Origin of the sequence: Serinicoccus sediminis (assembly GCF_004153545.1) — a bacterium.
GTDB classification, from domain to species: Bacteria; Actinomycetota; Actinomycetes; order Actinomycetales; family Dermatophilaceae; genus Ornithinicoccus; species Ornithinicoccus sediminis_A.
The window spans coordinates 295,788-320,741 of record NZ_SDVA01000001.1 but is presented as its reverse complement, the minus strand read 5'-3'; the positions used below and the strand labels follow the sequence as shown (position 1 = coordinate 320,741).

The 24,954-nt window shown below is 72.4% G+C and carries 25 protein-coding genes and 4 tRNA genes; 12 read left to right on the top strand and 17 right to left on the bottom strand.

Features of this window, described 5'->3' with window-relative positions:
• Positions 1 to 34 precede the first annotated feature (34 nt).
• Positions 35 to 2,374 carry a (Fe-S)-binding protein gene (locus EUS26_RS01510; RefSeq protein ID WP_130011390.1) on the bottom strand — a complete coding sequence of 780 codons (2,340 nt, stop codon included), beginning with the start codon at positions 2,372 to 2,374 and terminating at the stop codon, positions 35 to 37.
• 144 nt (positions 2,375 to 2,518) lie between these two features.
• On the opposite strand from EUS26_RS01510, the gene cysK reads away from it, so the two are divergent.
• Both cysK and epsC read left to right on the top strand, forming a co-directional pair.
• Positions 2,519 to 3,454, top strand: a complete 936-nt coding sequence (gene cysK / locus EUS26_RS01505) for a cysteine synthase A (protein WP_130011389.1) — start codon at positions 2,519 to 2,521, stop codon at positions 3,452 to 3,454.
• A gap of 17 nt (positions 3,455 to 3,471) precedes the next feature.
• A complete protein-coding gene (gene epsC, locus EUS26_RS01500) occupies positions 3,472 to 4,080 on the top strand; it encodes a serine O-acetyltransferase EpsC (RefSeq protein WP_130011598.1) in 609 nt (202 codons plus the stop codon).
• A 91-nt stretch (positions 4,081 to 4,171) separates the two neighbouring features.
• Here epsC and EUS26_RS01495 read toward each other — a convergent pair whose 3' ends face one another.
• The gene (locus EUS26_RS01495) at positions 4,172 to 4,519 is read right to left on the bottom strand and encodes a YtxH domain-containing protein (protein WP_130011388.1); all 348 of its coding nucleotides are present in this window, start codon (positions 4,517 to 4,519) and stop codon (positions 4,172 to 4,174) included.
• 100 nt (positions 4,520 to 4,619) lie between these two features.
• Positions 4,620 to 4,702 (bottom strand) — tRNA-Ser (locus tag EUS26_RS01490).
• A gap of 207 nt (positions 4,703 to 4,909) precedes the next feature.
• Between EUS26_RS01490 and EUS26_RS01485 the strand changes: the two genes are divergently transcribed.
• Positions 4,910 to 5,113 (top strand): cold-shock protein, encoded by a 204-nt coding sequence (locus EUS26_RS01485; protein ID WP_130011387.1) that lies wholly within the window; start codon positions 4,910 to 4,912, stop codon positions 5,111 to 5,113.
• Positions 5,114 to 5,191: 78 nt separating this feature from the next.
• Here the strand turns inward: EUS26_RS01485 and EUS26_RS01480 are convergent, their stop codons facing one another.
• The gene (locus EUS26_RS01480) at positions 5,192 to 6,778 is read right to left on the bottom strand and encodes an LCP family protein (protein ID WP_130011386.1); all 1,587 of its coding nucleotides are present in this window, start codon (positions 6,776 to 6,778) and stop codon (positions 5,192 to 5,194) included.
• Positions 6,779 to 6,894: 116 nt separating this feature from the next.
• On the opposite strand from EUS26_RS01480, the gene EUS26_RS01475 reads away from it, so the two are divergent.
• Positions 6,895 to 6,986 (top strand) — tRNA-Ser (locus EUS26_RS01475).
• Between the two features lie 70 nt (positions 6,987 to 7,056).
• Here EUS26_RS01475 and EUS26_RS01470 read toward each other — a convergent pair.
• Positions 7,057 to 7,341 (bottom strand): hypothetical protein, encoded by a 285-nt coding sequence (locus EUS26_RS01470; RefSeq protein ID WP_130011385.1) that lies wholly within the window; start codon positions 7,339 to 7,341, stop codon positions 7,057 to 7,059.
• Positions 7,338 to 9,167, bottom strand: coding sequence for a phosphoenolpyruvate carboxykinase (GTP) (locus EUS26_RS01465; protein ID WP_130011384.1), 1,830 nt, complete (start codon positions 9,165 to 9,167; stop codon positions 7,338 to 7,340). The genes EUS26_RS01470 and EUS26_RS01465 overlap by 4 nt, the downstream gene beginning before the upstream one ends.
• 167 nt (positions 9,168 to 9,334) lie before the next feature.
• Here EUS26_RS01465 and EUS26_RS01460 point away from each other — a divergent pair, with 167 nt between their 5' ends.
• On the top strand, positions 9,335 to 10,120 hold the full coding sequence (locus EUS26_RS01460; RefSeq protein ID WP_130011383.1) for a sulfite exporter TauE/SafE family protein: 786 nt from the start codon (positions 9,335 to 9,337) through the stop codon (positions 10,118 to 10,120).
• Positions 10,121 to 10,181: 61 nt separating this feature from the next.
• Positions 10,182 to 10,254: transfer RNA gene (locus EUS26_RS01455), tRNA-Arg, on the top strand.
• Between the two features lie 149 nt (positions 10,255 to 10,403).
• Here EUS26_RS01455 and EUS26_RS01450 read toward each other — a convergent pair.
• Genes EUS26_RS01450 through EUS26_RS01440 form a run of 3 tightly spaced genes read right to left on the bottom strand, consistent with a single transcriptional unit; the run spans position 10,404 to position 13,296 of the window.
• Entirely contained in the window at positions 10,404 to 11,078 is a 675-nt protein-coding gene (locus EUS26_RS01450) for an AIM24 family protein (protein WP_130011382.1), read from the bottom strand.
• A 59-nt stretch (positions 11,079 to 11,137) separates the two neighbouring features.
• Entirely contained in the window at positions 11,138 to 12,100 is a 963-nt protein-coding gene (locus EUS26_RS01445) for a 2-hydroxyacid dehydrogenase (RefSeq protein ID WP_130011381.1), read from the bottom strand.
• Complete coding sequence (locus EUS26_RS01440; protein ID WP_130011380.1) at positions 12,097 to 13,296, bottom strand: pyridoxal phosphate-dependent aminotransferase; 1,200 nt, start codon at positions 13,294 to 13,296, stop codon at positions 12,097 to 12,099. Before EUS26_RS01440 ends, EUS26_RS01445 begins: the two co-directional genes overlap by 4 nt.
• 132 nt (positions 13,297 to 13,428) lie before the next feature.
• Between EUS26_RS01440 and EUS26_RS01435 the strand changes: the two genes are divergently transcribed.
• A complete protein-coding gene (locus tag EUS26_RS01435) occupies positions 13,429 to 14,835 on the top strand; it encodes a sugar porter family MFS transporter (protein ID WP_130011379.1) in 1,407 nt (468 codons plus the stop codon).
• A 36-nt stretch (positions 14,836 to 14,871) separates the two neighbouring features.
• Here the strand turns inward: EUS26_RS01435 and EUS26_RS01430 are convergent, their stop codons facing one another.
• Positions 14,872 to 15,816 carry an alpha/beta hydrolase gene (locus tag EUS26_RS01430; RefSeq protein ID WP_130011378.1) on the bottom strand — a complete coding sequence of 315 codons (945 nt, stop codon included), beginning with the start codon at positions 15,814 to 15,816 and terminating at the stop codon, positions 14,872 to 14,874.
• Between the two features lie 11 nt (positions 15,817 to 15,827).
• Positions 15,828 to 16,397, bottom strand: coding sequence for a peptide deformylase (gene def, locus EUS26_RS01425; protein WP_130011377.1), 570 nt, complete (start codon positions 16,395 to 16,397; stop codon positions 15,828 to 15,830).
• Between the two features lie 47 nt (positions 16,398 to 16,444).
• Here def and EUS26_RS01420 point away from each other — a divergent pair, with 47 nt between their 5' ends.
• On the top strand, positions 16,445 to 17,068 hold the full coding sequence (locus tag EUS26_RS01420) for a YgjV family protein (RefSeq protein ID WP_130011376.1): 624 nt from the start codon (positions 16,445 to 16,447) through the stop codon (positions 17,066 to 17,068).
• Between the two features lie 108 nt (positions 17,069 to 17,176).
• Here EUS26_RS01420 and EUS26_RS01415 read toward each other — a convergent pair whose 3' ends face one another.
• The 3 genes from EUS26_RS01415 to EUS26_RS01410 form a co-directional block, all read right to left on the bottom strand.
• Positions 17,177 to 17,920: a PH domain-containing protein gene (locus EUS26_RS01415; RefSeq protein WP_202864997.1), complete on the bottom strand. Its 744-nt coding sequence runs from the start codon at positions 17,918 to 17,920 to the stop codon at positions 17,177 to 17,179.
• Positions 17,921 to 17,934: 14 nt separating this feature from the next.
• Positions 17,935 to 18,105, bottom strand: a complete 171-nt coding sequence (locus EUS26_RS16825) for a hypothetical protein (protein ID WP_165368457.1) — start codon at positions 18,103 to 18,105, stop codon at positions 17,935 to 17,937.
• Positions 18,106 to 18,258: 153 nt separating this feature from the next.
• Positions 18,259 to 18,756: a MarR family winged helix-turn-helix transcriptional regulator gene (locus tag EUS26_RS01410; RefSeq protein ID WP_238148762.1), complete on the bottom strand. Its 498-nt coding sequence runs from the start codon at positions 18,754 to 18,756 to the stop codon at positions 18,259 to 18,261.
• A gap of 56 nt (positions 18,757 to 18,812) precedes the next feature.
• On the opposite strand from EUS26_RS01410, the gene EUS26_RS01405 reads away from it, so the two are divergent.
• The gene (locus tag EUS26_RS01405) at positions 18,813 to 19,751 is read left to right on the top strand and encodes an EamA family transporter (RefSeq protein ID WP_238148761.1); all 939 of its coding nucleotides are present in this window, start codon (positions 18,813 to 18,815) and stop codon (positions 19,749 to 19,751) included.
• 5 nt (positions 19,752 to 19,756) lie between these two features.
• Here EUS26_RS01405 and EUS26_RS01400 read toward each other — a convergent pair whose 3' ends face one another.
• Complete coding sequence (locus tag EUS26_RS01400) at positions 19,757 to 20,983, bottom strand: aminotransferase class I/II-fold pyridoxal phosphate-dependent enzyme (protein WP_130011375.1); 1,227 nt, start codon at positions 20,981 to 20,983, stop codon at positions 19,757 to 19,759.
• An 8-nt stretch (positions 20,984 to 20,991) separates the two neighbouring features.
• Entirely contained in the window at positions 20,992 to 21,630 is a 639-nt protein-coding gene (upp, locus tag EUS26_RS01395; RefSeq protein ID WP_130011374.1) for a uracil phosphoribosyltransferase, read from the bottom strand.
• 20 nt (positions 21,631 to 21,650) lie between these two features.
• Between upp and EUS26_RS01390 the strand changes: the two genes are divergently transcribed.
• Positions 21,651 to 22,154: a nucleoside deaminase gene (locus EUS26_RS01390; RefSeq protein WP_130011594.1), complete on the top strand. Its 504-nt coding sequence runs from the start codon at positions 21,651 to 21,653 to the stop codon at positions 22,152 to 22,154.
• 49 nt (positions 22,155 to 22,203) lie between these two features.
• Positions 22,204 to 22,290: transfer RNA gene (locus tag EUS26_RS01385), tRNA-Ser, on the top strand.
• 124 nt (positions 22,291 to 22,414) lie between these two features.
• Here EUS26_RS01385 and EUS26_RS01380 read toward each other — a convergent pair.
• Positions 22,415 to 22,819, bottom strand: a complete 405-nt coding sequence (locus EUS26_RS01380; RefSeq protein ID WP_130011373.1) for a DUF4190 domain-containing protein — start codon at positions 22,817 to 22,819, stop codon at positions 22,415 to 22,417.
• A gap of 184 nt (positions 22,820 to 23,003) precedes the next feature.
• Between EUS26_RS01380 and EUS26_RS01375 the strand changes: the two genes are divergently transcribed.
• Positions 23,004 to 24,953 (top strand): cell wall-binding repeat-containing protein, encoded by a 1,950-nt coding sequence (locus EUS26_RS01375; RefSeq protein ID WP_130011372.1) that lies wholly within the window; start codon positions 23,004 to 23,006, stop codon positions 24,951 to 24,953.
• Position 24,954 lies beyond the last annotated feature (1 nt).

The window sequence follows — 24,954 nt, the reverse complement described above, 5'->3', positions numbered from 1 at the left end:
TTCTGTGCGTGCTCACCGCGTGTCCGGTGCGGGCCTACCGCGCGTCCGGTGCGGCGACGGGGGCGTCGTCCTCCTGGTTCGGGTCGGGCTGCTCCTGGTCGGCGCGGCGGACGGCGGCGAGCAGCATCTGCGCGACGTCGACGACCTCGACCTCCTCGCGGGCGCCCTCGGCCTGCTTCTGGGTGAGGCCGTCGGAGAGCATGACCCGGCAGAACGGACAGCCGATGGCGATCCGGTCGGCACCGGTCGCCAGCGCCTCCTCGGTGCGGTTGAGGTTGATCCGGGTGCCGAGCTTCTCCTCCATCCACATGCGCGCGCCACCGGCGCCGCAGCAGAACGACTTCTCGCCGTGCCGCGGCATCTCGGTGAGCTGCACCCCGGGCAGCGCGCCGATGAGCTCGCGCGGCGGGGCGTAGACCTGGTTGTGCCGGCCGAGGTAGCAGGGGTCGTGGTAGGTCACCGACCCTGCCGTCGAGGCCGCACCCGAGGAGTCCGCGGTGTCCGGCCGGGAGACCGGGGTGAGCCGCTTCTCCCGCACCAGCCGGTTGAGCAGCTGGGTGTGGTGGACGACCTCGAACTGACCGCCCACCTGGGGGTACTCGTTCTTCAGCGTGTTGAAGCAGTGCGCGCAGGTGACGACGACCTTGGTGGCGCCGACCTCGTTGAGGACCTCGACGTTCTGCATCGCGAGCATCTGGAAGAGGAACTCGTTGCCGCTGCGCCGGGCCGGGTCGCCGGTGCAGCTCTCGCCGTCACCGAGCACCGCGAAGCTCACGCCGGCGGTGTGCAGCAGCTCGGCCACCGCGCGGGTCGTCTTCTTGGCGCGGTCCTCGAAGGCCCCGGCGCAGCCGACCCAGAAGAGGTAGTCCATCTCGGCGAGGCTCTCGAGGTCCTCGCCGACCACGGGGATGTCGAAGTCGAGGTCCTTGGCCCAGTCCATCCGCAGCCGGGCGTTCATGCCCCACGGGTTGCCCTTGTTCTCGAGGTTCTTGAACAGCCCGCCCAGCTCGGAGGGGAAGGCCGACTCGATGAGGTTCTGGTAGCGCCGCATGTCGACGATCGCGTCGACGTGCTCGATGTCGACCGGGCACTGCTCGACGCAGGCGCCGCAGGTGGTGCAGGACCACAGGACGTCCGGGTCGATGACGCCACCGCCGTCGGGCACCGTGGGGTCGCCCTCGGTCTCGCCGACCAGCGGACGCTGAGCGGCGATGACCGCGGTCGTGGGGATGCCGTGCAGCTGCTCGGGCAGGCCCTCGGCCCCCGGCCCGCCGGCCGACTCCAGGGCCTTGGCGGCGGCCTCCCGGTGCTCCTCGCCCGCCTGCAGCCAGGGAGCCACGGCGTGGTGCTGGTCGCGCAGGTTCTTCACCAGCATCTTGGGCGACAACGGCTTGTCGGTGTGCCACGCCGGGCACTGCTCCTGGCAGCGGCCGCACTCGGTGCAGGTCGAGAAGTCCAGCAGGCCCTTCCACGTGAAGTCCTCGACCTTGCCGACGCCGAGCGCGGCGTCCTCGTCGAGCTCCTCGATGTTCTCGAAGTCCACCGGCTCGCCGCCGACCCGGATGGGCTGCACGGCACCGAGCGACGTCGCGCCCTCCGGGTGGCGGCGGAACCAGATGTTGAAGAAGGCGAGGAAGCGGTGCCACGCGACACCCATGGTCGGGGTGCGCGCGATGATGATCATCCACGCCATGGAGATGAGGATCTTCAGCAGCGCCACCGCGACGATCCACCCCTCCAGGGTGGACGTCGACGCCCCGGCCAGGGGGGCGCCGAGCCAGGCGGTCAGCGGGAAGTGCAGGGCGCTCGCCCACTCCTCGCCGGTCGCGCGGCCCAGGGCGTACTCCAGCGCGCGCAGCGCCACGATGCAGACACCCACGCCGAGGATGACGAGCTCCACGACGTAGGCCTGCCAGAACGTCGAGCCCCAGAACCGGGACCGGCGCCCGAGCGTGCGGGGGTGCTCCCGCTGCCGCACCACGATCAGCGCGACGATGCCGATGACGGCACCCCACCCGAAGAGCTCGGTGGCCCACTCGTAGGGCCAGAAGTGCCCGATGAGCGGCAGCACGAAGTGCGGGTCGATCAGCTGGCCGTAGGCGGTGACCAGGGTGAGGAAGAGCAGGCCGAAGGAGACCATGACCACCCAGTGCGCCACGGCCACCCAGCGCTTGCGCGCCATCCGGGTGTGTCCCAGCACCTCACGCACCAGCGTCGACGTGCGCGCCAGCGGCTCGTCGGTGCGCTGCTCGGGCTGCCCGAGACGGAACTGGGCGACGAAGCCGGCGACGGTGCGGACGAAGAGGGCGACCGCGGCCAGCGTGACCAGGCCCGCGACGACGATGGCGAGGACCTGCAGCACTCCGAATGACATGGGGGCAGCGTAGTCGTCGGCACCAGCAGGACGCAGCGGTACGGGCCGCGGCACGGGCGCCATACCTGGAATAACAGGGTGTTGAGTGATGTATAACGTGGTGAGAGCAGCCTGCTGCTGACCCTGCGACGAAAGGTTCCACCCGTGCGTGTCCACGACGACATCACCCAGGCCATCGGCGGTACCCCGCTGGTGCGCCTCAACCGTCTCACCGAGGGCATCGCCGACGGCGCCCAGGTCCTGCTCAAGATGGAGTCCCAGAACCCCGCCGCGTCGGTCAAGGACCGCATCGGCGCCTCCATCATCGACGCCGCCGTCGAGGCCGGCGAGCTGCAGCCCGGCGGCACCATCGTGGAGGGCACCTCGGGCAACACCGGCATCGCGCTGGCCATGGTGGGGGCCGCCCGCGGCTACAAGGTCGTCCTCGCGATGCCCGAGACGATGAGCATGGAGCGGCGCACCCTGCTGCGCGCCTACGGTGCCGAGCTCGTGCTGACCCCCGGGTCGGAGGGCATGAAGGGGGCCGTCGGCAAGGCCGACGAGATCGCCGAGGAGCGCGGCGCGGTCCGGGCGCGCCAGTTCGCCAACCCGGCCAACATCAAGGTGCACTACGAGACGACCGGCCCGGAGATCTGGCAGGACACCGACGGCCAGGTCGACATCTTCGTCGCGGGGGTGGGCACCGGCGGCACCATCACCGGCGCCGGTCGCTACCTGCGCGAGCAGAAGCCGGACGTGGGCCTGGTGGTCGTCGAGCCCGCCGACAGCCCGATCCTCAACGGCGGCCAGCCCGGCCCCCACAAGATCCAGGGCCTCGGGGCCAACTTCGTGCCGGAGATCCTGGACACCGACCTCTACGACGAGGTCATCGACGTCGCCCTCGACGACTCCCTGCGCACCGCCCGCTCCCTGGCGACCGACGAGGGCATCCTCGCCGGCATCAGCTCCGGGGCGAACGTGTGGGGCGCGCTGCAGGTGGCCAGGCGGCCGGAGAACGCGGGCAAGACGATCGTGGTCGTCATCCCGTCCTTCGGCGAGCGCTACCTCTCGACGGTCCTCTTCGAGGACCTGCGGGACTGACCGTGGCTGCCTGGCTGATCCGAGGAACCCGACGCGGCGCGGGGCTGCTGGGTCGCGCCGTGAGCGCGGTCCGGGAGGACCTGGACGCGGCGGTCGACCGTGACCCGGCGACGAGCAGCCGGCTCGAGATGGCGCTCGCCTCGCCGGGGCTGCACGCGCTGTGGGCGCACCGGGCGAGCCACGCCCTGTGGGTGTCCGGGTCGCGTCTGCCCGCCCGGCTCCTGTCGCAGGCGGCCCGTGCGGCGACCGGCGTCGAGATCCACCCCGGCGCGACCATCGGCAGGCGCTTCTTCGTCGACCACGGCATGGGTGTCGTCATCGGCGAGACCGCGGAGGTCGGCGACGACGTCATGCTCTACCACGGCGTGACGCTCGGCGGCCGGTCCATGGACCCGACCATCAAGCGCCACCCCACCCTGGGCGACGGTGTCACGGTGGGCGCCGGCGCGAAGATCCTTGGCGACATCGTCGTCGGTCACGGCGCCCAGGTGGGCGCCAACGCGGTCGTCACCAAGGACGTGCCCGCCATGGCGGTCGCCACCGGCATCCCGGCCACGGTGCGCCGGCCCGAGCTCGGGCGCGACCCGCAGGAGGCGCTCTACGACGAGCCCGCGCTCTGGATCTAGCCGCGCCGCGGCATACCCCGGGAGCGGGGGTATGACGAAGGCCCACCACCCGGGTGCCGGGGGGTGGGCCTTCGTCACGTCCGGGGACGCGTCAGGGGAGCTTCTCCCCGCCCGGGCCGAACCCGGTGGCGTCGATGGTCGCCTCGCCGGAGCCGTCCAGGCTGCCGGTGGCGTTCTCGTAGGAGCCGTCCCCGGCGGTGTCCTCGTGCCCGCTGACCTTGGACTTCACGCCGTCAGCGGTGGCCTTGGCCTGCTCGCTGACCTTCTGGCCCAGCTCGGGTGCCTTGGCCTTGACCTGCTCCACGGTCTCCTGGACCTTGGGGTTGCCCCAGGCCTTGCTGGCCTGGTCGGCGATCTGGTCGTAGCGTTCGCGGCCGGCGCGGGCGCCGAGGACGTATCCGGCGGCGGCGCCGACCAGCAGCAGCAGCTTGTTGCGCATCGATGACTCCTTCTCGTGGGTCTGCGTTCGGCCCGACCCTACCGCGCGATGGCGCGGGCGTCCGTCGGGAACGCCATGCGGCGGGTCGCCGACCTCGAGGCGGAGGGTGTGGGATTCGAACCCACGGAGGTTTCCCTCGGGCGCTTTCAAGGCGCCTGCACTCGGCCACTATGCGAACCCTCCAGGCCGCGGACGGCCCCGGAGGGCCGAGCCTGGCGTCCTGACCATCATGGCACGGTCGTCGGATGCGACCATCGGGGCCCGCTGCTGATAGCGTGGTGTCTTGGTTGGCGTTGTATCTTCTTGCGAGTGAGCTGGGGGGTTCACCACCACCACCGTCCGCATCCTGCGGAGGGTTGCACATGCACAGCACATCAGAAAGAAGATCCCATGGCACAGGGAACCGTGAAGTGGTTCAACGCGGAGAAGGGCTTCGGCTTCATCGCTCAGGATGGCGGTGGCCCCGACGTGTTCGTCCACTACTCGGCCATCGAGACCAACGGCTACCGGACGCTCGAGGAGGCCCAGCGGGTCGAGTTCGACGTCACCCAGAGCCCCAAGGGGCCGCAGGCGGACACCGTTCGCCCCATCTGAGGCAGGCCGTTCCACGACCTTCCGCGAAGGCCCCCGTCACCCTCGAGGTGGCGGGGGCCTTCCGCATACCCGGGGCCGTCAGTCGCAGACGGCGCCGACGTCCTCGAGCTCGTCCGTGGGCTCCTCCGTCGTCGTCGGCTCGTCCTCGGCCGGCGGCTCGGTGGTCTGCGCGGCGTCGTCGGTCGCCGTCGCGCTCTCGGTCGGCTCCGGCGCCGGCAGCTCGGGCGCCGGGTGGAGGGCCTCGTAGACCCGGGCCCGGATCTGCGAGTAGTTCGGGTCGACGGTGTCGATGTTGGCGCCCGTGAACGGCAGGCTGCGCATCGTGCCGTCCTGGACCTCGAGCACGAGGCCGGCCCACTCGTCCAGGTCCTCCTGCGGGAGGTCGGTGACGACGTTGTCGCCCACCGCCCCGATGATCTGCGGGTAGCGCTGCAGCATGGTCATGGGGTCGACCTGGTCCACCACCGCGGCGACCATGCAGCGCTGCCGCCGCATGCGGGAGAAGTCGTCGGTCGTCACCCGCGAGCGGGAGTAGGCCAGGGCCTGCCTGCCGTCCAGCCGCTGCGTGCCCGGCTCCAGCCACTCGTAGTCAGAGGTGGGGTCCAGCTGCAGGGTGCCGTTGGCGTCGGTGTACGTGTAGCCCCCGATGGGGATGCGCTCCTGGACGGTGACGAGCACGCCCCCCATCGCGTCGACGAGATCGGCGAAGCCGCGCATGTTGACGATGACGGTGTGATGGATGGGGATGCCGAGGATCCCCGAGAGCACCTCGCGGGTCGCCGTCTGCCCCGGGGTCGGGTCGTCGGCGTACCACGCCGGGTGCTCCTGCGCGGTCAGCTCCGCCTCGGTCCAGATGCTGTTCATCAGGCACTGGTCGCCGCAGTCGTAGACCGGGCCGTAGACCCGGTGCAGCGGGTTGTCCCGCGGGAGCGGGACGTTCTGCAGGTTGCGGGGGACCGAGAAGAGCACGCTGTCACCGGTGCGGGTGTCGATGCTGGCCACGATCATGGTGTCGGTGCGGGTGCCCTCGCGGGCCTCGGCCGCGTCCGAACCGAGCAGCAGGACGTTGACCCGCGGCAGGTCCTTCCACGGGTCGTCGGGGTCCGACCCCACCACCGAGGTCGGGGTGGACCCGCTGGTGCCGCCGCCGACCGTCCCCCCGCCGGCGTCGAAGACCTTGTCCACCGCGTCCACGTGTGCGGAGATGTAACGGACGCCCAGCGCCGCCGGCGCGCTCACCGCGAGGCAGAGCACGGCGGTCAGCGTGGACAGCGCCGCCCGCTGACCGCGCGAGGTGTGCCGCGGGGAGGCGGCGAGCGCCGTGAGGGCGATGGCCGCCACCCACACCACGGTGCCCAGGACGAGCAGCACCATGATGGTCCGCAGCCGCCCGGTGTCCGCGGCCGTCTGCAGGGCGGTGGTCGTCAGCCCGTTGGTGAGTGCGTAGGCGACCACGAGGACCAGGCTGAGCACGGCCAGCCCCACGACCACCAGGCCGAGGCGTCGCCTCGAGGTGCCGAGCAGACCCACCCCGGGGAGGAGGGCGCTGAGCGTGGTCAGGCCCGCCGCGCGACCGACTCCGTCGCCGTGGCGGTGCTGCGTCTCCGTCGACCGGGTCCCGGGCACGTCGGGCCCGGGGTCGGAGGGGCCCCTGGAGTCGGTCATGCGGCGCGGGCCTTTCAGGTCGAGGGAGAACCACATTGATCTACCAGCCCAGCCTGGTGCTGGCCTGGGAGGCGTTTGGTCGCGTCCAGCATGCCAGGTAACCTGATCCACGCCGTGGAGGTGTCGCCTAGTCTGGTCTATGGCGCCCGCCTGCTAAGCGGGTTTCGGGTTTATAGCCCGATCGAGGGTTCAAATCCCTCCACCTCCGCCCGGTCGCCGCGAGCGACGAGAACCCCCGAGCCGGTGGCTCGGGGGTTCTGTCGTCGTGGGGCGACGGATCAGGACACGTCCGGCGCGTCCTGATCCGGGTCGTTGGGGTCGTTGCCCTCCTGGGCCGAGCCGGTCGCGTCGTCGTCCTGCTCGGCGTCCTCGGTCGCCGGGTCCTCCTCGCTCTCCTTGGACTCCTGCGCCTCGGCCGCCTCGTCGGAGCCCTCCTCGCCCGCCTGCTGGGCGAGGTGGTCCACGGTCTCGGAGATGTCCTGCTCGCCCGGCGGCAGCGGCTCGTCGGCCAGCATGGGCTCCTGGCCCTCGGGGCGGGGCTCGGAGCCGGGGGTGATGCTCATGGGTGCGCGACCTCCTGCAGTCGTTGCTCGAGGATGGCCAGCTCGTCCTCCATGGCCGCCGGCAACGAGCCGGGCGTGAAGGCAGCGAACCACTCCCTGATCAAGGGGACCTCAGCCTCCCACTCGCCGGCGTCGAACTCCAGCGCTGCCGCCACGTCCTGCGCCGTGAGGTCGAGCCCGGAGACGTCGAGGTCCTCGGGCAGGGGGTGGTGACCGATGGGGGAGTCCTGCACCTCGACCTCTCCCTCGAGCCGCTGGACGACCCACGACAGCACCCGTGAGTTCTCCCCGAAGCCGGGCCACAGGAAGCCCCCGTCGTCGTCCCGGCGGAACCAGTTGACCAGGAAGATCTGCGGCAGCGTGGACGCGTCGGCCTGCTTGCCGACCTCCAACCAGTGGCCCAGGTAGTCGCCCGCGTTGTAGCCGATGAAGGGCAGCATGGCCATGGGGTCCCGGCGGACCACGCCCACGGCGCCCTTGGCGGCGGCGGTGGTCTCCGAGGAGAGGGTGGCGCCGAGGAAGGTGCCGTGCTGCCAGTCGCGGGCCTGCGTCACCAGGGGCACCGTCGTCTTGCGGCGCCCGCCGAAAAGGATCGCCGAGATGGGCACCCCCTCGGGCGAGTGGTACTCGGGCGCCAGCGTCGGCACCTGGGTGATGGGGGTGCAGAACCGGCTGTTGGGGTGCGCGGCCGTGCGGTCGCTGCCGGGGGACCAGGCCTGACCGTGCCAGTCGGTCAGCTCGGCGGGTTCCTCCTCGGTCATGTCCTCCCACCACACGCCGCCCTGCGGGGTGCGGGCGACGTTGGTGAAGATCGAGTTGCCGGCCTCGATCGTCTCCATCGCCACCGGGTTGGTGCGGGCGTTGGTGCCGGGAGCCACGCCGAACAGCCCGAACTCCGGGTTCACGGCATACAGCCGTCCGTCCTCGCCGAAGCGCATCCAGGCGATGTCGTCGCCGACGAGCTCGGCGGTCCACCCGGGGACGGTCGGGCGGATCATCGCCAGGTTGGTCTTGCCGCAGGCCGAGGGGAAGGCGCCGGCGACGTAGTGCACCGCCCCGTCCGGACCGGTGAGCTTGAGGATGAGCATGTGCTCGGCCATCCAGCCCTCGTCCCGGGCGATCGCCGAGGCGATCCGCAGGGCGTAGCACTTCTTGCCGAGCAGGGCGTTGCCGCCGTAGCCCGAGCCGTAGGACCAGATCGCGCGCTCCTCCGGGAAGTGCACGATGTACTTGTCCTCGTTGCACGGCCAGGGCACGTCCTGCTCGCCGGGCTGCAGCGGCGCCCCCACGGAGTGCAGCCCCTGGACGTAGGGCGCCTCCAGCTCCTCCATGCGCTCCAGCACCGGGGTGCCCACCCGCGCCATGATGCGCATGGACGCCACGACGTAGGGGCTGTCGGTCAGCTCCACCCCGAACTTGGGGTCGGCGGCGTCCAGGTGGCCCATGACGAAGGGGATGACGTACATCGTCCGGCCGGTCATCGCGCCGGCGAACCTCGGCCACAGCTCGTCCTTCATCTGCTGCGGCGCCACCCAGTTGTTGGTGTGGCCCGCGTCCTTCTCCTCGACCGAGCAGATGAAGGTGCGGTCCTCGACGCGCGCGACGTCGTCGGGGTCGGAGAGGGCGAGGTAGGAGTGCGGGACCTGGTCCTCGGCGAGCGGGCTGGCGGTGCCGGCGGCGACGAGGATCTCCTCGACGGCGCGCCGCTCCTCGTCGGACCCGTCGACCCAGACGACACGGTCCGGGCGGGTGTGGGCGGCCACCTCCCTCACCCAGGCGTCCAGCGCGGCGTGGCGGGTGCCACCGGTGCTCGTGATGTCGGGCATGGCCGTCCTTCCTGGCGTCGTTGCCAGTCGCGGGTAGCCGGGGCAGCGCCGCCCCGGTCCTTCAACGGTAGCGCCGCCCGGCTGCCCACGGCAGCGATCCGCCGGCCGTCCTCGTGCGGCGTTGGTCACAGTTGGACGCACGTCACGATATACCCCGGGGGGTATGTATGCTGGGTGCCGTGATCGTCCTCGTCGCCGCCCTCGCCGTCCTCGTCGGCCTGTCGCTCGGCCTGCTCGGGGGTGGGGGCTCGATCCTCACCGTCCCGCTGCTGGTCTACGTCGCCGGCATGGACGCCAAGGAGGCGATCGCCACGTCCCTGCTCGTCGTCGGCGTCACCAGCGCGGTCGCCACCCTCGCCCACGCCCGGGCCGGCCGCGTGCAGTGGCGGACCGGTCTGCTCTTCGGCGGCGTCGCCATGGTGGGCGCCTACCTGGGTGGGCGGGTGGCCGAGTTCCTCCCCGGCGCGCTGCTGCTCATCGCCTTCGCGGTCATGATGCTCGCGACGGCATGGGCGATGCTGCGCCGCCGGCCCGGCCCCGAGCCGAGCCGCGGCCCCGACCCGAGCCGCGGCCACGGCTCCGGGTCGTGGGCACTCGTCGTCGCGGAGGGGCTGGTGGTCGGGTTCGTCACCGGCATCGTGGGGGCGGGCGGGGGCTTCCTCGTGGTCCCCGCGCTGGTGCTGCTCGGGGGGCTGTCGATGCCGGTGGCCGTCGGCACCTCGCTGGTCGTCATCACGATGAAGTCGGGGGCGGGGCTCGCCGGCTACCTGTCGTCGGTGAGCATCGACTGGGGGACGGCGGGGGTCGTCACCCTGGCCGCCGTCGTCGGGGCGCTGGTGGGTGGCCGGCTCGTCGCGCGGGTCCACCCGGACCGGCTGCGCGCCGCCTTCGGATGGTTCGTGCTCGTCATGGGTGTGCTCGTCCTGGCCCAGGAGGTCCTGGCGCTGGTGTGAGCCTGCACAGGGCGGCGATTAGGACGGGTGCGCGCCGATCCGTTAGAGTGGCTGCTCGCCAGCGCCCGTAGCTCAACGGATAGAGCATCTGACTACGGATCAGAAGGTTAGGGGTTCGAATCCCTTCGGGCGCGCTCTGGTTGAGACAGATGACGACGGCCCCCACCGGATGCGGTGGGGGCCGTCGTCATGTCCGCAGACACGCCGGGGCCGACCGGCTCATCGACGCACGTGCGCGGATGAGCCGGTGCGGGCGGGCGTGTCCCCGGGACGTCGAGGGGGGTCAGCTGCTGCTGGAGGGCGGCGGGTGGCCCTCGGACGCCTGGACGACGACGACGCCCGACCCGGTGAGCGCGAGCTGGTAGGCCTCGCCGGAGCCGCGGCCGACGACGGCGCCCAGCCGGGCCGTCTTGCGGACCGAGGAGCGCAGGCCGCCGGACCACAGGACGGCCGACTGCATGTCGACGAAGGTGGGCGCGTCGACCTGCAGGACCACCGGGTCGCCGTGGGCCAGCACGGCGATCATCCCCGAGCCGGTGAAGGTCGTGTTGAACAGGCCGCCGGAGAGCATCGAGGCCCCCTCGACCCGGTTGATGTCCCACCGCAGGCTGCGCTCGAACGCCAGGACGTTCTTGCCGTTGACGGTGACCTGCTCGTCCTCGAGCTCGAGCACGAAGATCTCGTCGGCGTCCTTGGCGAGGAAGACGTCCCCGTCGCCGGAGACCTTCATCAGCGACATCCCCTCGCCGGTGAAGGCCTTCTTGAACAGCTTCGCGGCCCCGCCCGCGCCCTCGTAGGCGAAGTCGACGTCGCCCTGGTAGGCGACCATCGACCCCTGCATGGCGTAGAAGAACCCCCCGGTGCCGCTCAGGTCGACCTTGAGCATCCTCGGGTTCTGGAGCGTGAACCGCCCCGGCTCGCCGTGACGTTCGGCCTGGTCCAGCAGCTGCCCTCGCATGACGAGATGCTACTGACACCGGGCCCGGTCGCGCACCCCCTCGTCCGTCGACGGCGGGGTCACCGGATGGGGGTCGGGGGCTCCTCGCCGGCCAGCACGGCGACGGCGTTGTCCGCGGCCAGGGTGGCCATGGCGGTCCGGGTCTCGATGGTGGCCGATCCGAGGTGGGGGATCAGCACGGCGTTCTCGCAGTCCAGCAGCCCGGGATGCACCTGCGGCTCGTCCTCGAAGACGTCCAGCCCGGCCCCGGCGATCTGCCCCTCCCGCAGCGCCTGGGCCAGCGCCGCCTCGTCGATGACCGGGCCGCGGGCGGTGTTGACGACGTAGGCGGTGGGCTTCATCGCGGCGAACTGCTCGGCACCCAGCAGGTGGTGCGTGGCGGGGGAGTACGGGCAGTGCAGCGACAGCACGTCGCTCTCCGCCAGCAGGGTGTCGAGGTCGACCCGGTGCGCCCCCAGCTCGAGCTCCAGCTCGCGCGGCGCCTGGGAGCGGGAGGAGTAGATGACGTTCATGCCGAAGGCCCGGGCGCGCCGGGCCGTGGCCGCGCCGATCGCCCCGAGCCCCACCACGCCGAGGGTCTTGCGCTGCAGCCCCGAGCCGAGGAGGTAGAACATGCCCCACTGCCACGGGGTGCCGGACCGGATGACGCGCTCGCCCTCGCCGAGCCGGCGGGTCGCCATGAGCACGAGGCCCATCGCGATGTCGGCCGTCGCCTCGGTGAGCACCCCCGGGGTGTTCGTGGCGACGACGCCGCGCTCACGGCATACCTCCACGTCGACGTTGTTGTAGCCCACCGCGACATTCGCGACGACCTGCAGCTGCTCCCCGGCGGCGTCCACGAGCTCGGCGTCGACCTGCTCGGTCAGCAGCGTCAGCAGCGCGTCGGCGCCGCGGACCTGCTCCAGCAGCTGCTCGCGCGGCTGCTGCTCCTCGCTGTCCCAGACGTCGACCTCGTGGCCGGCGCGGCGCAGGATGTCGAGGCCCGGCTTGGGGATGCGGCCGGTGACGACGACCCTGCTCATGCGTGGCTGCCGATCCACTCGCGCAGCCCGCCGAGGCCGCGACGGATCTTGTCCTCGGGGAGACCGGAGTAGGCGAACCGGATGTAGCTGCGGTCCTCGCCCGGCTGCGGTCGGCCGAAGTGGTTGCGGGTGCAGAAGCTCACCCCGGTCGCGTGGAGCGCCTGCGTGGCGAAGTCACCGACGTCCTGCGCCCCCACGATCTGGATCGCCTCGGTGACGTCCGGGAAGAGGTAGAACGTCGAGCGGGGCGTCTCCACGGACATGCCCGGGGTGTCGTTCACGATCTCGCACGCGGCGTCGCGGCGCCCCTTCAGCGTGGTGAGCATGTCGGCGACCGGCTCCTGGGTGCCGGTGAGCGCCGCGATGCCCGCCCACTGGACGTAGTGGGTCGTGCACGACTCGTCGTTGGTGTTCATCGTCGAGAAGACCTTGCCCATGGGGGCCGGTGCGACGGCGCAGCCGAGACGGGAGCCGGTCATCGCGAACTTCTTGGAGAAGGTGTAAAGGATGCAGGTGCGCTCGCGCATGCCCGGAAGGCTCGCGATGGAGGTCGACGTGCCCTCGTAGCGCATCTCGAAGTAGGCCTCGTCGGAGAGCACCCACAGGTCGTGCTCGATGGCGAGCTGGGCGATCGCCTCGCGCTCGGCATCGGTCGACTCCGCAGAGATGGGGTTCTGCAGGTCGTTGTAGATGATGGCGACGGTCTTGTCGGTGATCGCGTCGCGGACCTGGTCCAGGTCGATCCGGAAGCCGTCGTCGGTCGGCAGGTAGCGGTAGGAGCGCCCGTGGCCGCCGAGGTACTCGATCTGGCTCTCGTAGATGGGGAAGCCGGGGTTGGGGTAGAGCACCTCGTCGCCGGGGTTCATCACGGCCTGGAGGAACTTGGTGATGACCGGCTTGCCGCCGGTCATGACGGTCACCTCGTCCGGGCCGAAGGACATGCCGCGACGGGATCCGATGTCCTCGGCGAGGGCGGCCCGCAGCTCGGGTATGCCGGGGCCCGGGCAGTAGCCGGTCTTCCCGTCCGCGATCGCGGCGTTCATCGCCTCGACGATGTGGCCGGCCAGCGGGAAGTCGAGGTCACCGAGGTGGAAGGGGAAGACCTCGTGGCCCTGGGCCTTCCAGTCGGCGGCGGCCGCGGCGACCGCGAACGCGGTCTCGGTGCCGAGGTTGTCGAGCCTGGAGGCCAGCTTCATACCCCACGTCCTTGTGTGTCGAGATCCGAGACCTGCTCACCGTATCGCGCGTCTGGTGGTGCTGAGGTGGTCGGAGGTGCACACTGTCGGGGTGTCGTCGCGTCAAGGATGACGACCGAAAGGGTGGTGGACATGAGCGAGCGGTCACAGGTGCAGGTCGGGGAGCGCGACTACTATCTTGGGAAGGCGATCCTGCTGGCCTCGGTGGCCGCGCTGGGGGGCTTCCTCTTCGGCTTCGACACCGCCGTCATCAACGGCGCGGTCGTCGCCATGCAGGGCGACTTCGAGATGGGGTCGGTCCTGACCGGCTTCGTCGTCAGCTCGGCGCTGCTGGGCTGCATGGTCGGTGCGTACGCCGCCGGCCGGCTGGCGGAGCAGATCGGCCGCATCCGGGTGATGATGCTGGCCTCGGCGCTGTTCACCATCTCGGCCATCGGGTCGGGGTTCGCCTTCGGGCCCGTCGACATGATCCTGTGGCGGGTCGTCGGCGGTATCGGCGTCGGCGCGGCGTCGGTCATCGCGCCGGCCTACATCGCCGAGATCGCCCCCGCGGCGATCCGGGGGCGGCTGGGCTCGCTGCAGCAGCTGGCGATCGTCGTCGGCATCTTCATCGCCCTGCTCTCCGACTACTTCCTGGCCGGCGTCGCCGGTGGCTCCGCCGAGGCGCTCTGGGGCAGCACCGCGTGGCGCTGGATGTTCTGGGCCGAGATCATCCCGGCCGTCGCCTACGGCGTGCTGGCCACGACGATCCCCGAGTCACCGCGCTACCTCGTGACCCTGGGTCGCGTCGACGAGGCCCGCGAGGTCCTGGGGCGGGTGATGATGCGCGGCATCGCCGACCGCATCACCGAGATCCAGCGCACCGTGCGGCGCGAGGCCAAGGCGTCGCTGACCGACCTCATGAAGTCCGGCGGCGGGCTGCTCCCGATCGTCTGGATCGGCATCGGGCTGTCGGTCTTCCAGCAGTTCGTCGGGATCAACGTCATCTTCTACTACTCCTCGACGCTGTGGCAGGCGGTCGGCTTCACCGAGGAGGACGCGCTCACGCAGACCGTCATCACCTCGGTGACCAACATCGTCGTGACGATCATCGCCATCGCGCTCATCGACAAGATCGGCCGTCGGGTGCTGCTCACGATCGGGTCGGCGGGGATGTTCCTGACCTTGGGGACCATGGCCTGGATCTTCGCCAACGCCCCCGTCGTCGACGGAGGACCCCAGCTCGGTGACACGACCGGGCTCGTCGCGCTGATCGCGGCGAACGGCTTCGTGGTCTTCTTCGGTATGTCGTGGGGCCCGGGCGTCTGGGTGCTGCTCGGCGAGATGTTCAACAACAAGATCCGCGCGACGGCGCTCGGTGTCGCGGCGGCCGCGCAGTGGCTGGCCAACTTCGTCATCTCCACGAGCTTCCCGGCCATGGCCGACCTGGGCCTCGGCTTCGCCTACGGCTTCTACACGCTGTGCGCCCTGCTCAGCTTCTTCTTCGTCCTGAAGTTCGTGCCGGAGACCAACGGGCGCGAGCTGGAGGACATGGACTGACGCCGCCGCGCGGTCGTGCTCGACGAGATCGCGCGGTCAGCGGGGCGGGCTGATGCCGTCCAGGACCTCGACGACGCGTGCCCAGGCCTCGGTGGTGACGTCGATGAGGTCGAAGTGGCCGCCGGTCACCTCGACGAGCTCGGCGGTGCCGCCGGCGTCCCGGGCGGCTGCGACATACCCCTGCGACTGGCTGATCGGCACCTGCGCGTCGTCGGGAGCGTGCAGCGCCCAGACCGGCGCGCGGAGCGGCAGCTGCTGGGAGGGGTCGAGCGTGGCGAAGCGGGGGTCGTCCGGGCCGACCCCGACGAGGTCGCGGACCGCGCCGGAGCCGAGGCGCTCCCGGTATGCGGTGTCGAGGTCGAGCACCCCGGCCTGGGAGACCACGTGGGTCACCCGGGTCCGCCCCTGCCAGCCGGCGTCGAGCCGGGAGGCCGCCCAGGCCGCGAGGTGGCCGCCGGCCGAGTGGCCGAGCGTGACGACAGGTCCAGCACCGCCGTCGTCCCGAGCGCCGGAGTCGTCACCGCCGCCCTCGCCGTCACCATCACCCTCGCCGCCGAGCAGCTCGAGCGCGGCGTGCACGTCGTCGAAGGTCTGGGGATATCCGCCGCCCCCGCCGACGCGGCGGTACTCCACGTTGAGCGTGGTCCACCCCCGGGCCAGCAGGTCGGCCGCGAGCGGCTCACCGAGGTCGGCGCCGTAGGCCTCCCGCCAGAACCCGCCGTGCAGGACGACGACCGTGCCGCGGCTGGCGCCCTCGGGCACCTGCCGCTCGACCCACTGCGACGGGTGGTCGCCGTAGCTGATCCGACCCGTGCGCCCGGACGCCGTGCCGGACGAGGAGGACCCCGGTGCGGGGACGCCGGAGGAGGTCGACACCGTGCCGTCGCCGCGGGAGTCCGGACCACCCGCGCACGCGGCCAGCGACAACCCACCCGTCAGCGCGAGCAGGGTGCGGCGGTCGAGGCTCGCCGGAGCGGGCATACCGGCCGCGCTCAGACCTCGTCGGCGGTCGTGGCCGACGGGTCCCAGCGCAGGATGCCGTCGACGGCCCACCCCCGGTCCTTGACGGCCTCGCGGGCCTGGGCCTTGACCGGCCCGGTGAGCTTGTCGACGTAGAGGTAGCCGTCGAGGTGGTCGGTCTCGTGCTGCAGGCAACGGGCCAGCAGCCCGTCACCCTCCACCACCACCTCGTGCCCGTCGAGGTCGGTGCCGGTCACCCGGGCGCGGGGGTGCCGGGCCAGCGGGAACCACTCGCCGGGGACCGAGAGGCAGCCCTCGCCGTCCTCCTCCTCGTCCAGCGGCGCGGGCGTGCCGAGCCGCTCCAGCACCGGGTTGACCACCACGCCGCGTGCGTTGTCCTCGCCGGGGACCGGGCAGTCGTAGACGAAGAGGCGCAGCCGGGCCCCGACCTGGTTCGCGGCCAGGCCGACGCCCTCCGCGGCGGCCATGGTGTCGAACATGTCGTCCACGAGGGTGCGGACGTCGTCGGTGATCTCGCGCACCCTCTTGGTCCGGGTGTGCAGGGCCTTGTGGCCGATGACGGTGATGGGTCGGACTGCCATGGGGGTGATTCTAGGTTTGCCCGGCCCCCACCCCCTACCCTGCCTGGATGAACTGGATCGAGGTGCTCGGCTGGGTCGGCTCGACCATCCTGGTGGTGTCGTTGCTGCAGACGAGGGTGCTGCGGCTGAGGTGGATCAACCTCGTCGGCTGCGTGGTGCTCATCGGCTACAACGCCGTCGTCGGCGTGTGGCCGATGGTCGGGCTCAACGTCGTGCTCGCGGTCATCAACATCGTCTACCTCTGGCGCATGCTGCGGACCCGGCACGACGCCGACGCCTACACCGTGCTCGAGGTCGAGCCGGACGACCGCTACCTCGGTCACGTGCTGGCCGTCCACGGTGACGACATCGCGCGCTACAACCCCGGCTTCGAGCACGACCCGTCCGCCCAGCACTCGGCATTCCTCGTGCTGCAAGGCGACGAGACGGTCGGCGTGGTGCTCGCGCGGGACGCGGGCGGAGGCACCGCCGAGGTCGTGCTCGACTGGGTGACCCCGAGCCACCGCGACTTCTCGCCGGGCGAGTTCGTCTTCCGCGAGTCCGGGCTCTTCTCGCGACGCGGCTTCGACCGGGTGCTCTCACCGGCGGGTATGCAGCACCCCTACTACGAGCGGATCGGGTTCCGGCCGCGCGGGGACAGGTTCGAGCTGGAGGTGCCGGCGGGCGGCTGACGGCCGCCACCCGCGTCCTGTGCGGTCTGGCCACGCGTCCTGTGCGGTCTGGCCACGCGTCCTGTGCGGCCTGGCCACGCGTCCTGTGCGGGGGGCGGGGTGGTGGCGTCAGCGCAGGGGCGTGGGGTCGGGGTCGACGGCGACGCGGCGCCGGGTGGCGGCCCGGCGGGGGTGCGCGGGCTCGCCCTCCCAGTCCCAGTCCGACGGCAGCTGCCCGGGGTCGACGGGCTCCCACCGGTGGTGCTCCCCGGTCGCGACGGCCGGGCGGGCGCGCGAGGGGTCGGGACCCTCGGCATACCCGTCGTCGTCCCAGCCGCCGTCGTCCTCGCCCGGGTCGCGGACGTCGCGGCCGAAGATGGTCTCGCACATGGCCTGGTACTTCTCGTCCGGCTGCGGGATGAAGTCGATGTGGCTGAGCGCCTGGTCCTGCCCGGCGGACTCCATGACGAACCGGCCGTAGCCGAGGATCCGGCCGACGATGGTGCGGTCGTAGCTCATGTCGGTGACCTTGACCAGGGGCATCATCGCCACCCGCTGGGTGATGAGGCCGTAGGTCTTCAGCAGCCGGCGGTCGGTCGCGATGAACCACTCGCAGCGCCACTCCAGCACCTGCCACCCCGCCCAGGCGCAGACGACTGCGAGGACCGACAGCGCCAGGCCGGTCGCGGCGGGCTCGGTCACCGACGCCGCCACCCACAGGGTGAGGAAGAGCGCCACGGCGACGGCGGCGCCGGGCTTGAGCAGCTTGGCCCAGTGCCAGCGGGTGGACACGACGACCTGCTCGTCGGAGAGCAGGTAGCGCTTGGCGACCCGGCGGCTGATGCGGGGTGCGGTCGAGGGGTGGGCGCTCACGCGGCCTCGACCGCTCAGACCCCCATCAGCTGGTTGAAGAACCGGCCGATGTTGAGGAAGCCCTGGCTGATGATGTCCCAGACGGCGCGCACGATGTCGGCGGCGCGGTCGGGGTTGGTGATGACGGCGTAGATGAGGAAACCCCACAGCAGCCAGTGCAGGACCTTCTTGACCGTGGACGGCATGTCAGGTGCCTTTCGCTGGACAGGGGACACGGATCTGGTGCCAGTGTGGCAGATGTGGTGGGGTATGCCGAGTCTCGTCACCGCGTGCGTGTCGACCCCGCGCAGCAGGCCTGCAGCCGCGGCAGCGCATCCTCACCCCGCGCCGGCGCGTCCTCACCCCGCGGGGAGCGAGAGCGTGAGTCTGCGCAGGAGGTCGGCGAGCTGCCGGCGCTCCTCCGGCGAGAGCCCGGACAGCAGGCGTTCCTCGTTGGCCAGGTGGGCCTCGACCGCGGCGTCGACGAGCTCGCGCCCCTGGTCGGTGAGGGAGACCAGTCGTGACCGTGCGTCGTGGTCGCTGCTGCGGCGACGCACCAGTCCCGCTCCGACCAGGCGGTCGAGCCGCTTGGACACGGCGCCCGAGGTCACCATCATCGACGCCGTGAGCTCGCCCGGGGTGAGCTCGGTCCGTGGCCCGCTGCGCCGCAGCGTGGCCAGCACGTCGAACTCGCCCTCGCCCAGCCCGTGCTCGGCGAACGTGGGACGCAGCCGGGCCTCGAGCTCGTCGCTCAGCCTGCTGATCCTGCCGATCACCCCCATCGGGGAGGGATCGAGGTCGGGGCGCTCGCGGCGCCACTGCTCGAGGATCGCGTCGACCGGGTCGCTGTCCGTCACGGTTCCACCCTAGCCGCCACTTGCAGATAATTTCCCTGGAAACTAAAGTGTCTTCCGTGGAAACTACAGTGGCGCCGCCAACGATCTCGCGCACCGCTCTCGTCCTCGTCACCGCGGTGGCGCCGGTGGCGTGGGGGTCGACCTACGCGGTGACCCAGCTCTGGCTCCCCGACGGTCGGCCGCTCTTCTCGGCGGTCGTCCGCGCGCTGCCGGCGGGGCTGCTGCTCCTCGCGCTCACCCGCCGCCTGCCGCACGGTTCGTGGTGGTGGCGCGCCGCCGTCCTGGGGGTGCTCAACATCGGGCTGTTCTTCGCCCTGCTCTTCGTGGCGGCCTACCGGCTGCCGAGCGGGTTGGGGGCGACCACCACCGCGGTGTCGCCGTTGGTGGTGATGGTCCTGGCCTGGCTGCTGCTGAGAGAGTCGGCGAGGCGGTGGCAGGTCGTCGGCGGTCTCGTCGGGGTCTGCGGGGTGGCGCTGCTCGCGGCGGAGGTCCCGGGTGGTGTCGACCCGGTGGGCCTGGCCGCCGCGGTCGGCGCGGTCGTCAGCTCGGCGCTGGGGTTCGTGCTCATCAAGCGGTGGCCCTCACCATCCGGCCTGCTGCCGATGACGAGCTGGACGTTGCTGGCCGGAGGGCTGGTGCTGGTGCCGGTCGCCTGGGTGGTGGAGGGCGCGCCACCGCGGGTGGATGCTGCGGCAGCAGGAGCCTATGTCTACCTCAGCGTGGTCGGCACGGCGGTGGCCTACGTGTGCTGGTTCACCGGCCTGACCCGCATGAGCGCCGGGTCGACCGCCCTGCTCGGGCTGGTGAACCCGGTGGTCGGGACCGGGCTCGGGGTGGCGTTGCTGGCCGAGCCGTTCGGCACCGCGCAGCTGGTCGGAGCCGGTCTGGCCCTCGCCGGAGCGCTGGCCGGCCAGCTGCGGCTGCGACCCCGGGTCCCGCGGTCGGTGGGGTCGGTGACCCCCGACGTCACCCCGGTCGACGTGCGGTCGGTCTGAGGCGCTCAGCCGCGCAGCAGCGGCGAGGCGGCCATGCGGTCGAGCGCCTCGGCGACCTCCTGGGTCGAGCCGGCGAAGCTGAGCCGCACCTTGCGGTGGCCCTGCACCGTGTCGAAGTCGACCCCCGGGGTGAGGGCCACGCCGCAGTCGTCCAGCAGCGCCCGGCACCACGCGACCGAGTCGTCGGTGAGGTGCCCGATGTCGCACCAGGCGTAGAACGCGCCGTCCGGCGGGGCGTAGTCGCGCAGGCCGATCTCGGGCAGCCGCCGCAGTAGGAGGTCGCGGGTGGCGGCATACCGCTCGCGGTGCGCCTCCAGCTCCTCGCGCGCGCCGGGGCCGAGCGCGGCGAGGGCGGCGTGCTGGCCGATGGCCGGCGGGCAGATGTTGAGGTTGCCGGTGAGCACCTCCAGCGGGCGGCGCAGCGCGGGCGGGGCGAGCAGCCAGCCCACCCGCCAGCCGGTCATCGAGAAGTACTTGCTCACCGACCCGACCACGACGGCCTCCCGCGAGGTCGCCCAGGCGCTGGTCGTCGGGCGCCCGTAGCTGAGCCCGTGGTAGATCTCGTCGCTGACGAGCAGCGTCCCGTGCTCCTCGCACCAGCGCGCGAGCGCGGCCAGCTCGTCGGCGTCGATGATGGTGCCGGTCGGGTTGGCGGGGGAGGCCACGACGAGCCCGGCGGGCGGCGCGGGCAGCGCCTCGAGCATGGCCACGGTCGGCTGGAAGCGGGTGTCGGGGCCGCAGTCGAGCTCGAGCACCTCGCAGCCGAGGGCCGCCAGGCTGTTGCGGTATGCCGGGTAGCCGGGCCGCGACATCGCCACCTGGTCGCCGGCGTCGAAGGCGGCGAGGAAGAGCGCGGTGAAGGCTCCCGAGCTGCCGGGGAAGACCACGACGTCGTCCGGGTCGACCTCGACGCCGGCCGTCCGCTGGTGGTGCTCGGCGACCGCGCGACGCAGCGGGAGGATGCCGGTCGACTCGGTGTAGCCGAGGACGTCGGCGTCCAGCGCCTCGATGGCGGCGGCCCGCGCCACGGCCGGTGCCGGCGTGGACGGCTGGCCGGCGCACAGGGTGAGCACGTCGCCGTGGGTGCGCTGCCGCTGCGCGGCGGCCTTGAGCACCTCCATGACGTGGAAGGGCTCGACCGCCGAGCGCGCCGACGCGAGCCGGCGACCCGCCGGGACGTCGCCCGCGCGCGTGGCGGCGGGCGCCGCGTCCGCGGGCTGGGGCGGCGGCATACCGGTGCTCAGACCACGCCGTAGAGCCGGTCGCCGGCGTCGCCGAGCCCGGGCACGATGTAGCCCTGGTCGTTGAGGCGCTCGTCGATGGCGCCGGTCACGAGGGTGATCGGCGGCTCGACGTCGGCCAGCCCGGCCTGGACCTTCTCGATGCCCTCGGGCGCGGAGAGCAGCGTGATGGCGGTGATGTCGTCGGCGCCGCGCTCCACGAGGTAGCGGATCGCCGCGATGAGGGTCCCGCCGGTCGCGAGCATCGGGTCCAGGACGTAGCACTGCCGCCGGTCCAGGTCGTCGGGCAGCCGGTTGGCGTAGGTGTGCGCCTCCAGGGTCTCCTCGTTGCGGACCATCCCGAGGAAGCCGACCTCGGCGGTCGGCAGCATCCGCATCATCCCGTCCAGCATGCCCAGCCCGGCCCGCAGGATCGGCACGACCAGCGGCTTGGGGGTAGCCAGGTGGATGCCGGTCGTCGGCGCCACCGGCGTCTGGATGTCGAACGGCGAGACGCGGACCTCGCGGGTGGCCTCGTAGGCCAGCAGCGTCACCAGCTCGTCAGCCAGCCGGCGGAAGGTCGGGGTGTCGGTCCGCCGGTCGCGCAGGTAGGTCAGCTTGTGGGCGATGAGCGGGTGGTCGGCAACGAGGACGCGCATACGCCAGACTCTAGGACGTGATGGACGCACCGGACACCCCGCCCGCGCCACGTCCGGGGGGTGCCTGGGGTTCGGCGAGGTATGACGCGTGGGTCGTCGAGGCGGTCGCGCAGGCCCGGGCGGTGGGGGAGTCCGGTGACGTGCCCGTCGGGGCGGTCGTCGTGGACGCCACCGGGCGGGTGCTCGGGCGCGGGCGCAACGTCCGCGAGCTCCAGCACGACCCGACCGGGCACGCCGAGGTCGTCGCCCTCCGGGAGGCGGGCCGCGCCCTGGGCTCGTGGCGGCTGGACGGCTGCTCGCTCGTCGTGACCCTCGAACCGTGCGCCATGTGCGCGGGGGCGGCGGTGCTCGCCCGGGTCGACCGCGTGGTCTTCGGGGCCTGGGACGACAAGGCGGGGGCCTGCGGGTCGGTCTGGGACCTGCCCCGCGACCGGAGGGCCCTGCACCGGGTCGAGGTCGTCGGTGGCGTGCTGGAGGAGGAGTGCGCGGCCCTGCTCACGGCGTTCTTCGGCGACCGCCGCTGACGGTCGGGCTTTTTGGGGAGGGGCCGGGTCGTCCGGTAGCCTCGTCGGCGGTGGCGTGTCCGAGCGGCCTAAGGAGCACGCCTCGAAAGCGTGTGTGGGCGCAAGTCCACCGTGGGTTCAAATCCCACCGCCACCGCGGTGTCGCCCGTCGACACGAGAACCCCCGGACCGTGCGTCCGGGGGTTCTTGCGTGCGTGCGGTGCGGACCGTCCGCTGTCCTGCGCGGCAGCCCGGGTGGACGGGCGGCAGGTGGACGGGGCTCAGCCGATGACGAGGCCGAGGGCGAACAGGCCCAGGACCCCGCCCAGCACCCACAGGGCGAGGAGGCAGGTGCCGACGACGCCCAGGGCCTGGGCCACCACGAACGGCAGGCGGTGCCGGGTCGGGTGCGGCGACCGGTCGATCTCCCGCAGCGCCCGGTGCGCGGTGACCCAGGCCAGCGGGCCGAGGACGGCCACGCCGCACACCGACAGGATGCCGAGCACCAGGGCGGTGCCCGCCCGCGGCGGGGGGCCTGCGGCAGGAGGGGCCCACGGGCGGGACGCGGGGTGCGCGCGGCGGGAGGTCGAGGGGTGCGCAGACCGCCTGGGGGCCTCGGCATACGGGTCGTCCGGCTCGGAGCCGCCGCCGAACTGCGGCGTGGGCGGGGGTTCGAAGCGGTACATGTCGTCACGCTACCTGGCGGGCCTCCACGTCACCTGGGGACGACCACGACGATCACACCCATCTCACGGATTGCTCTAGCCCCGCGCGTCTCTGCCGGGTTATGCTCACGCCGCCTTCCTCGTCCCACGGGAGGCCGCCTTCGTCGTCCCCGGAGGCCGTTTCGTGTCACGGAAGCGAACCACCATGCCCTGTCGTCCCCTGCGCCGTACCCTCACCGCGGCGCTCGCCGCGGGCCTGCTGGCCTCCCCCCTGGTGGCCGTCGCCGAGCCCCAGGCCGACGACGAGCGCTCTCCTGGCGCCCTCACCCTCCCGGCCGCTCCCGCTGTCGAGGTCCCCGCGGCGCCGGAGGCCGCGACGTCCGAGGCGCCGGCCGCGGTGCGGGCGGCCGACCTGGCGGCAGCGGCCGACCGTGGGGCGGGCTGGCTCGTCGCCCAGGCGGGCACCGGCCGGATGACGACCGACGAGCTGGCGCTCAGCGTCATCGCCCTGGGCGCCGCCGGGCCCGAGCACGCCACCGACGTGCAGCGCCTCACCGGCCAGCTCGAGCGCCGGGCGTCGGCGGCCGCGGCCGAGCCGCTGGTCCTCGGGCTCACCGCGATCGCGGCCGACGTCGCCGGTCGCAACCCGCGGTCCTTCGGCGGGGTGGACCTGGTGGCGGCCCTGCGGACCGAGCTCGCCGACGGGAGGTGCGGCGACGGCTGGGCCTTCGCCACGGGCGTCTGCGTCATCGGTCTGTCGCGCTCCGGCGGCACCGTCCCGCAGGCCGCGGTCGACGCCGTGACCGCGGCGGCCGACCCGGTGACCGCGGGCATCCGGTCCGACGGCGGCGTGGAGGCGTGGTCCACCGCGGTCGCCCCCCAGGCCATGGCGAGCGTCGACGACCGGCGCACGGCCCGGGCGACCGGGCTCGGCGCCCGCGACTACCTCACCCTCTCCCGGGGCGACGCTCCCGTGCTCGCGGAGGACCTGCCGGTGGGTCTCAACGCCCTGGCCCAGCAGAGCTTCGCCATGGCCGGGACCTACGCCGACCAGCCGGCGCGGCGCGACGCCACCATGACCTGGCTGCTGCAGCAGCAGCACGCGGACGGGGGGCTGCCGGAGTTCTTCGAGCACGCCGGGGGTGACGTCTGGGCCACCGCCCTGACCGTGCTGACGTGGTCCGGGCGCCACCTGTCCGTCGACGCCACCGCGACGACCGGCTACCAGCGGCACGCCGTCGTCGAGCGCATCAGCGGGACCGACCGCTACGCCGTCGCCGCGAACACGGCCGCGTCGTGGGCCGACGGGGCGGACACGGTGGTCGTGGTCTCCGGCCAGAACTTCCCCGACGCGCTGTCCGGCTCGGCCCTGGCGGGGATCGTGGGCGGGCCCGTCCTGCTCACCCGGAAGGAGAGCCTGCCGGGCTCGACGAAGCGCGCGCTGCAGGCGCTGGACCCGCGCCAGATCATCGTGCTGGGCGGTACCGGGGCGGTGACCAGGACGGTGACCGACGAGCTCAAGGGCTACGCCGACAGCGTGCAGCGGGTGACCGGCAAGGACCGGTACGCCGTGTCCAGCGAGGTCGCCACCTCGTTCTGGGAGCAGGGCGGGGCCACCGTCTACCTGGCGACCGGGCAGAACTGGCCGGACGGCCTCACCGGCGGGGCCGCCGCGGCATACCGGGGGGCGCCCCTGCTCCTCACCAAGCACGCCGAGGTGCCGACGCCGGTCATGGACGCCCTGCGCTACCTGCGGCCCGACGAGATCGTCGTGCTCGGCGGCACCGGAGCGGTCTCCGGCGACGTCGTCACCGCGCTCAAGGCCGGCCTGGGCGGGTCGTCGGCACCCTCGATCCGCAGGATCGACGGCACGGACCGGTATGTCGTCTCCGCCCGGGTCGCGCGCGAGATCCCGGCCACGCAGGCCTCGGCCTTCGTGGCGACCGGCCGCAACTTCCCGGACGCCCTGGCCGGCGGCGCGCTCGCCGGCCAGGTGGGCAGCCCCATGCTGCTGGTGCGCCCGGACGGGCTGCCCACCCAGACCGCGCAGACGCTGGAGCAGCGTCGACCCGGCTACGTCGGGGCGTTCGGCGGGCCGGGCGCGATCCAGCCGCTGGCCCTGCGGTACGTGCGGCTCGTCGACACCGGGCGCTGAG

Bases quoted from the DNA above. Each gene is read 5' to 3' on its own strand.
- EUS26_RS01510 (WP_130011390.1), bottom strand. From the start codon at position 2,374: ATGTCATTCGGAGTGCTGCAGGTCCTCGCCATCGTCGTCGCGGGCCTG.
- EUS26_RS01495 (WP_130011388.1), bottom strand. From the start codon at position 4,519: ATGCGCAACAAGCTGCTGCTGCTGGTCGGCGCCGCCGCCGGATACGTC.
- EUS26_RS01485 (WP_130011387.1), top strand. From the start codon at position 4,910: ATGGCACAGGGAACCGTGAAGTGGTTCAACGCGGAGAAGGGCTTCGGC.
- EUS26_RS01480 (WP_130011386.1), bottom strand. From the start codon at position 6,778: ATGACCGACTCCAGGGGCCCCTCCGACCCCGGGCCCGACGTGCCCGGG.
- EUS26_RS01470 (WP_130011385.1), bottom strand. From the start codon at position 7,341: ATGAGCATCACCCCCGGCTCCGAGCCCCGCCCCGAGGGCCAGGAGCCC.
- EUS26_RS01465 (WP_130011384.1), bottom strand. From the start codon at position 9,167: ATGCCCGACATCACGAGCACCGGTGGCACCCGCCACGCCGCGCTGGAC.
- EUS26_RS01460 (WP_130011383.1), top strand. From the start codon at position 9,335: ATGCTGGGTGCCGTGATCGTCCTCGTCGCCGCCCTCGCCGTCCTCGTC.
- EUS26_RS01450 (WP_130011382.1), bottom strand. From the start codon at position 11,078: ATGCGAGGGCAGCTGCTGGACCAGGCCGAACGTCACGGCGAGCCGGGG.
- EUS26_RS01445 (WP_130011381.1), bottom strand. From the start codon at position 12,100: ATGAGCAGGGTCGTCGTCACCGGCCGCATCCCCAAGCCGGGCCTCGAC.
- EUS26_RS01440 (WP_130011380.1), bottom strand. From the start codon at position 13,296: ATGAAGCTGGCCTCCAGGCTCGACAACCTCGGCACCGAGACCGCGTTC.
- EUS26_RS01435 (WP_130011379.1), top strand. From the start codon at position 13,429: ATGAGCGAGCGGTCACAGGTGCAGGTCGGGGAGCGCGACTACTATCTT.
- EUS26_RS01430 (WP_130011378.1), bottom strand. From the start codon at position 15,816: ATGCCCGCTCCGGCGAGCCTCGACCGCCGCACCCTGCTCGCGCTGACG.
- def (WP_130011377.1), bottom strand. From the start codon at position 16,397: ATGGCAGTCCGACCCATCACCGTCATCGGCCACAAGGCCCTGCACACC.
- EUS26_RS01420 (WP_130011376.1), top strand. From the start codon at position 16,445: ATGAACTGGATCGAGGTGCTCGGCTGGGTCGGCTCGACCATCCTGGTG.
- EUS26_RS16825 (WP_165368457.1), bottom strand. From the start codon at position 18,105: ATGCCGTCCACGGTCAAGAAGGTCCTGCACTGGCTGCTGTGGGGTTTC.
- EUS26_RS01400 (WP_130011375.1), bottom strand. From the start codon at position 20,983: ATGCCGCCGCCCCAGCCCGCGGACGCGGCGCCCGCCGCCACGCGCGCG.
- upp (WP_130011374.1), bottom strand. From the start codon at position 21,630: ATGCGCGTCCTCGTTGCCGACCACCCGCTCATCGCCCACAAGCTGACC.
- EUS26_RS01390 (WP_130011594.1), top strand. From the start codon at position 21,651: ATGGACGCACCGGACACCCCGCCCGCGCCACGTCCGGGGGGTGCCTGG.
- EUS26_RS01380 (WP_130011373.1), bottom strand. From the start codon at position 22,819: ATGTACCGCTTCGAACCCCCGCCCACGCCGCAGTTCGGCGGCGGCTCC.
- EUS26_RS01375 (WP_130011372.1), top strand. From the start codon at position 23,004: ATGCCCTGTCGTCCCCTGCGCCGTACCCTCACCGCGGCGCTCGCCGCG.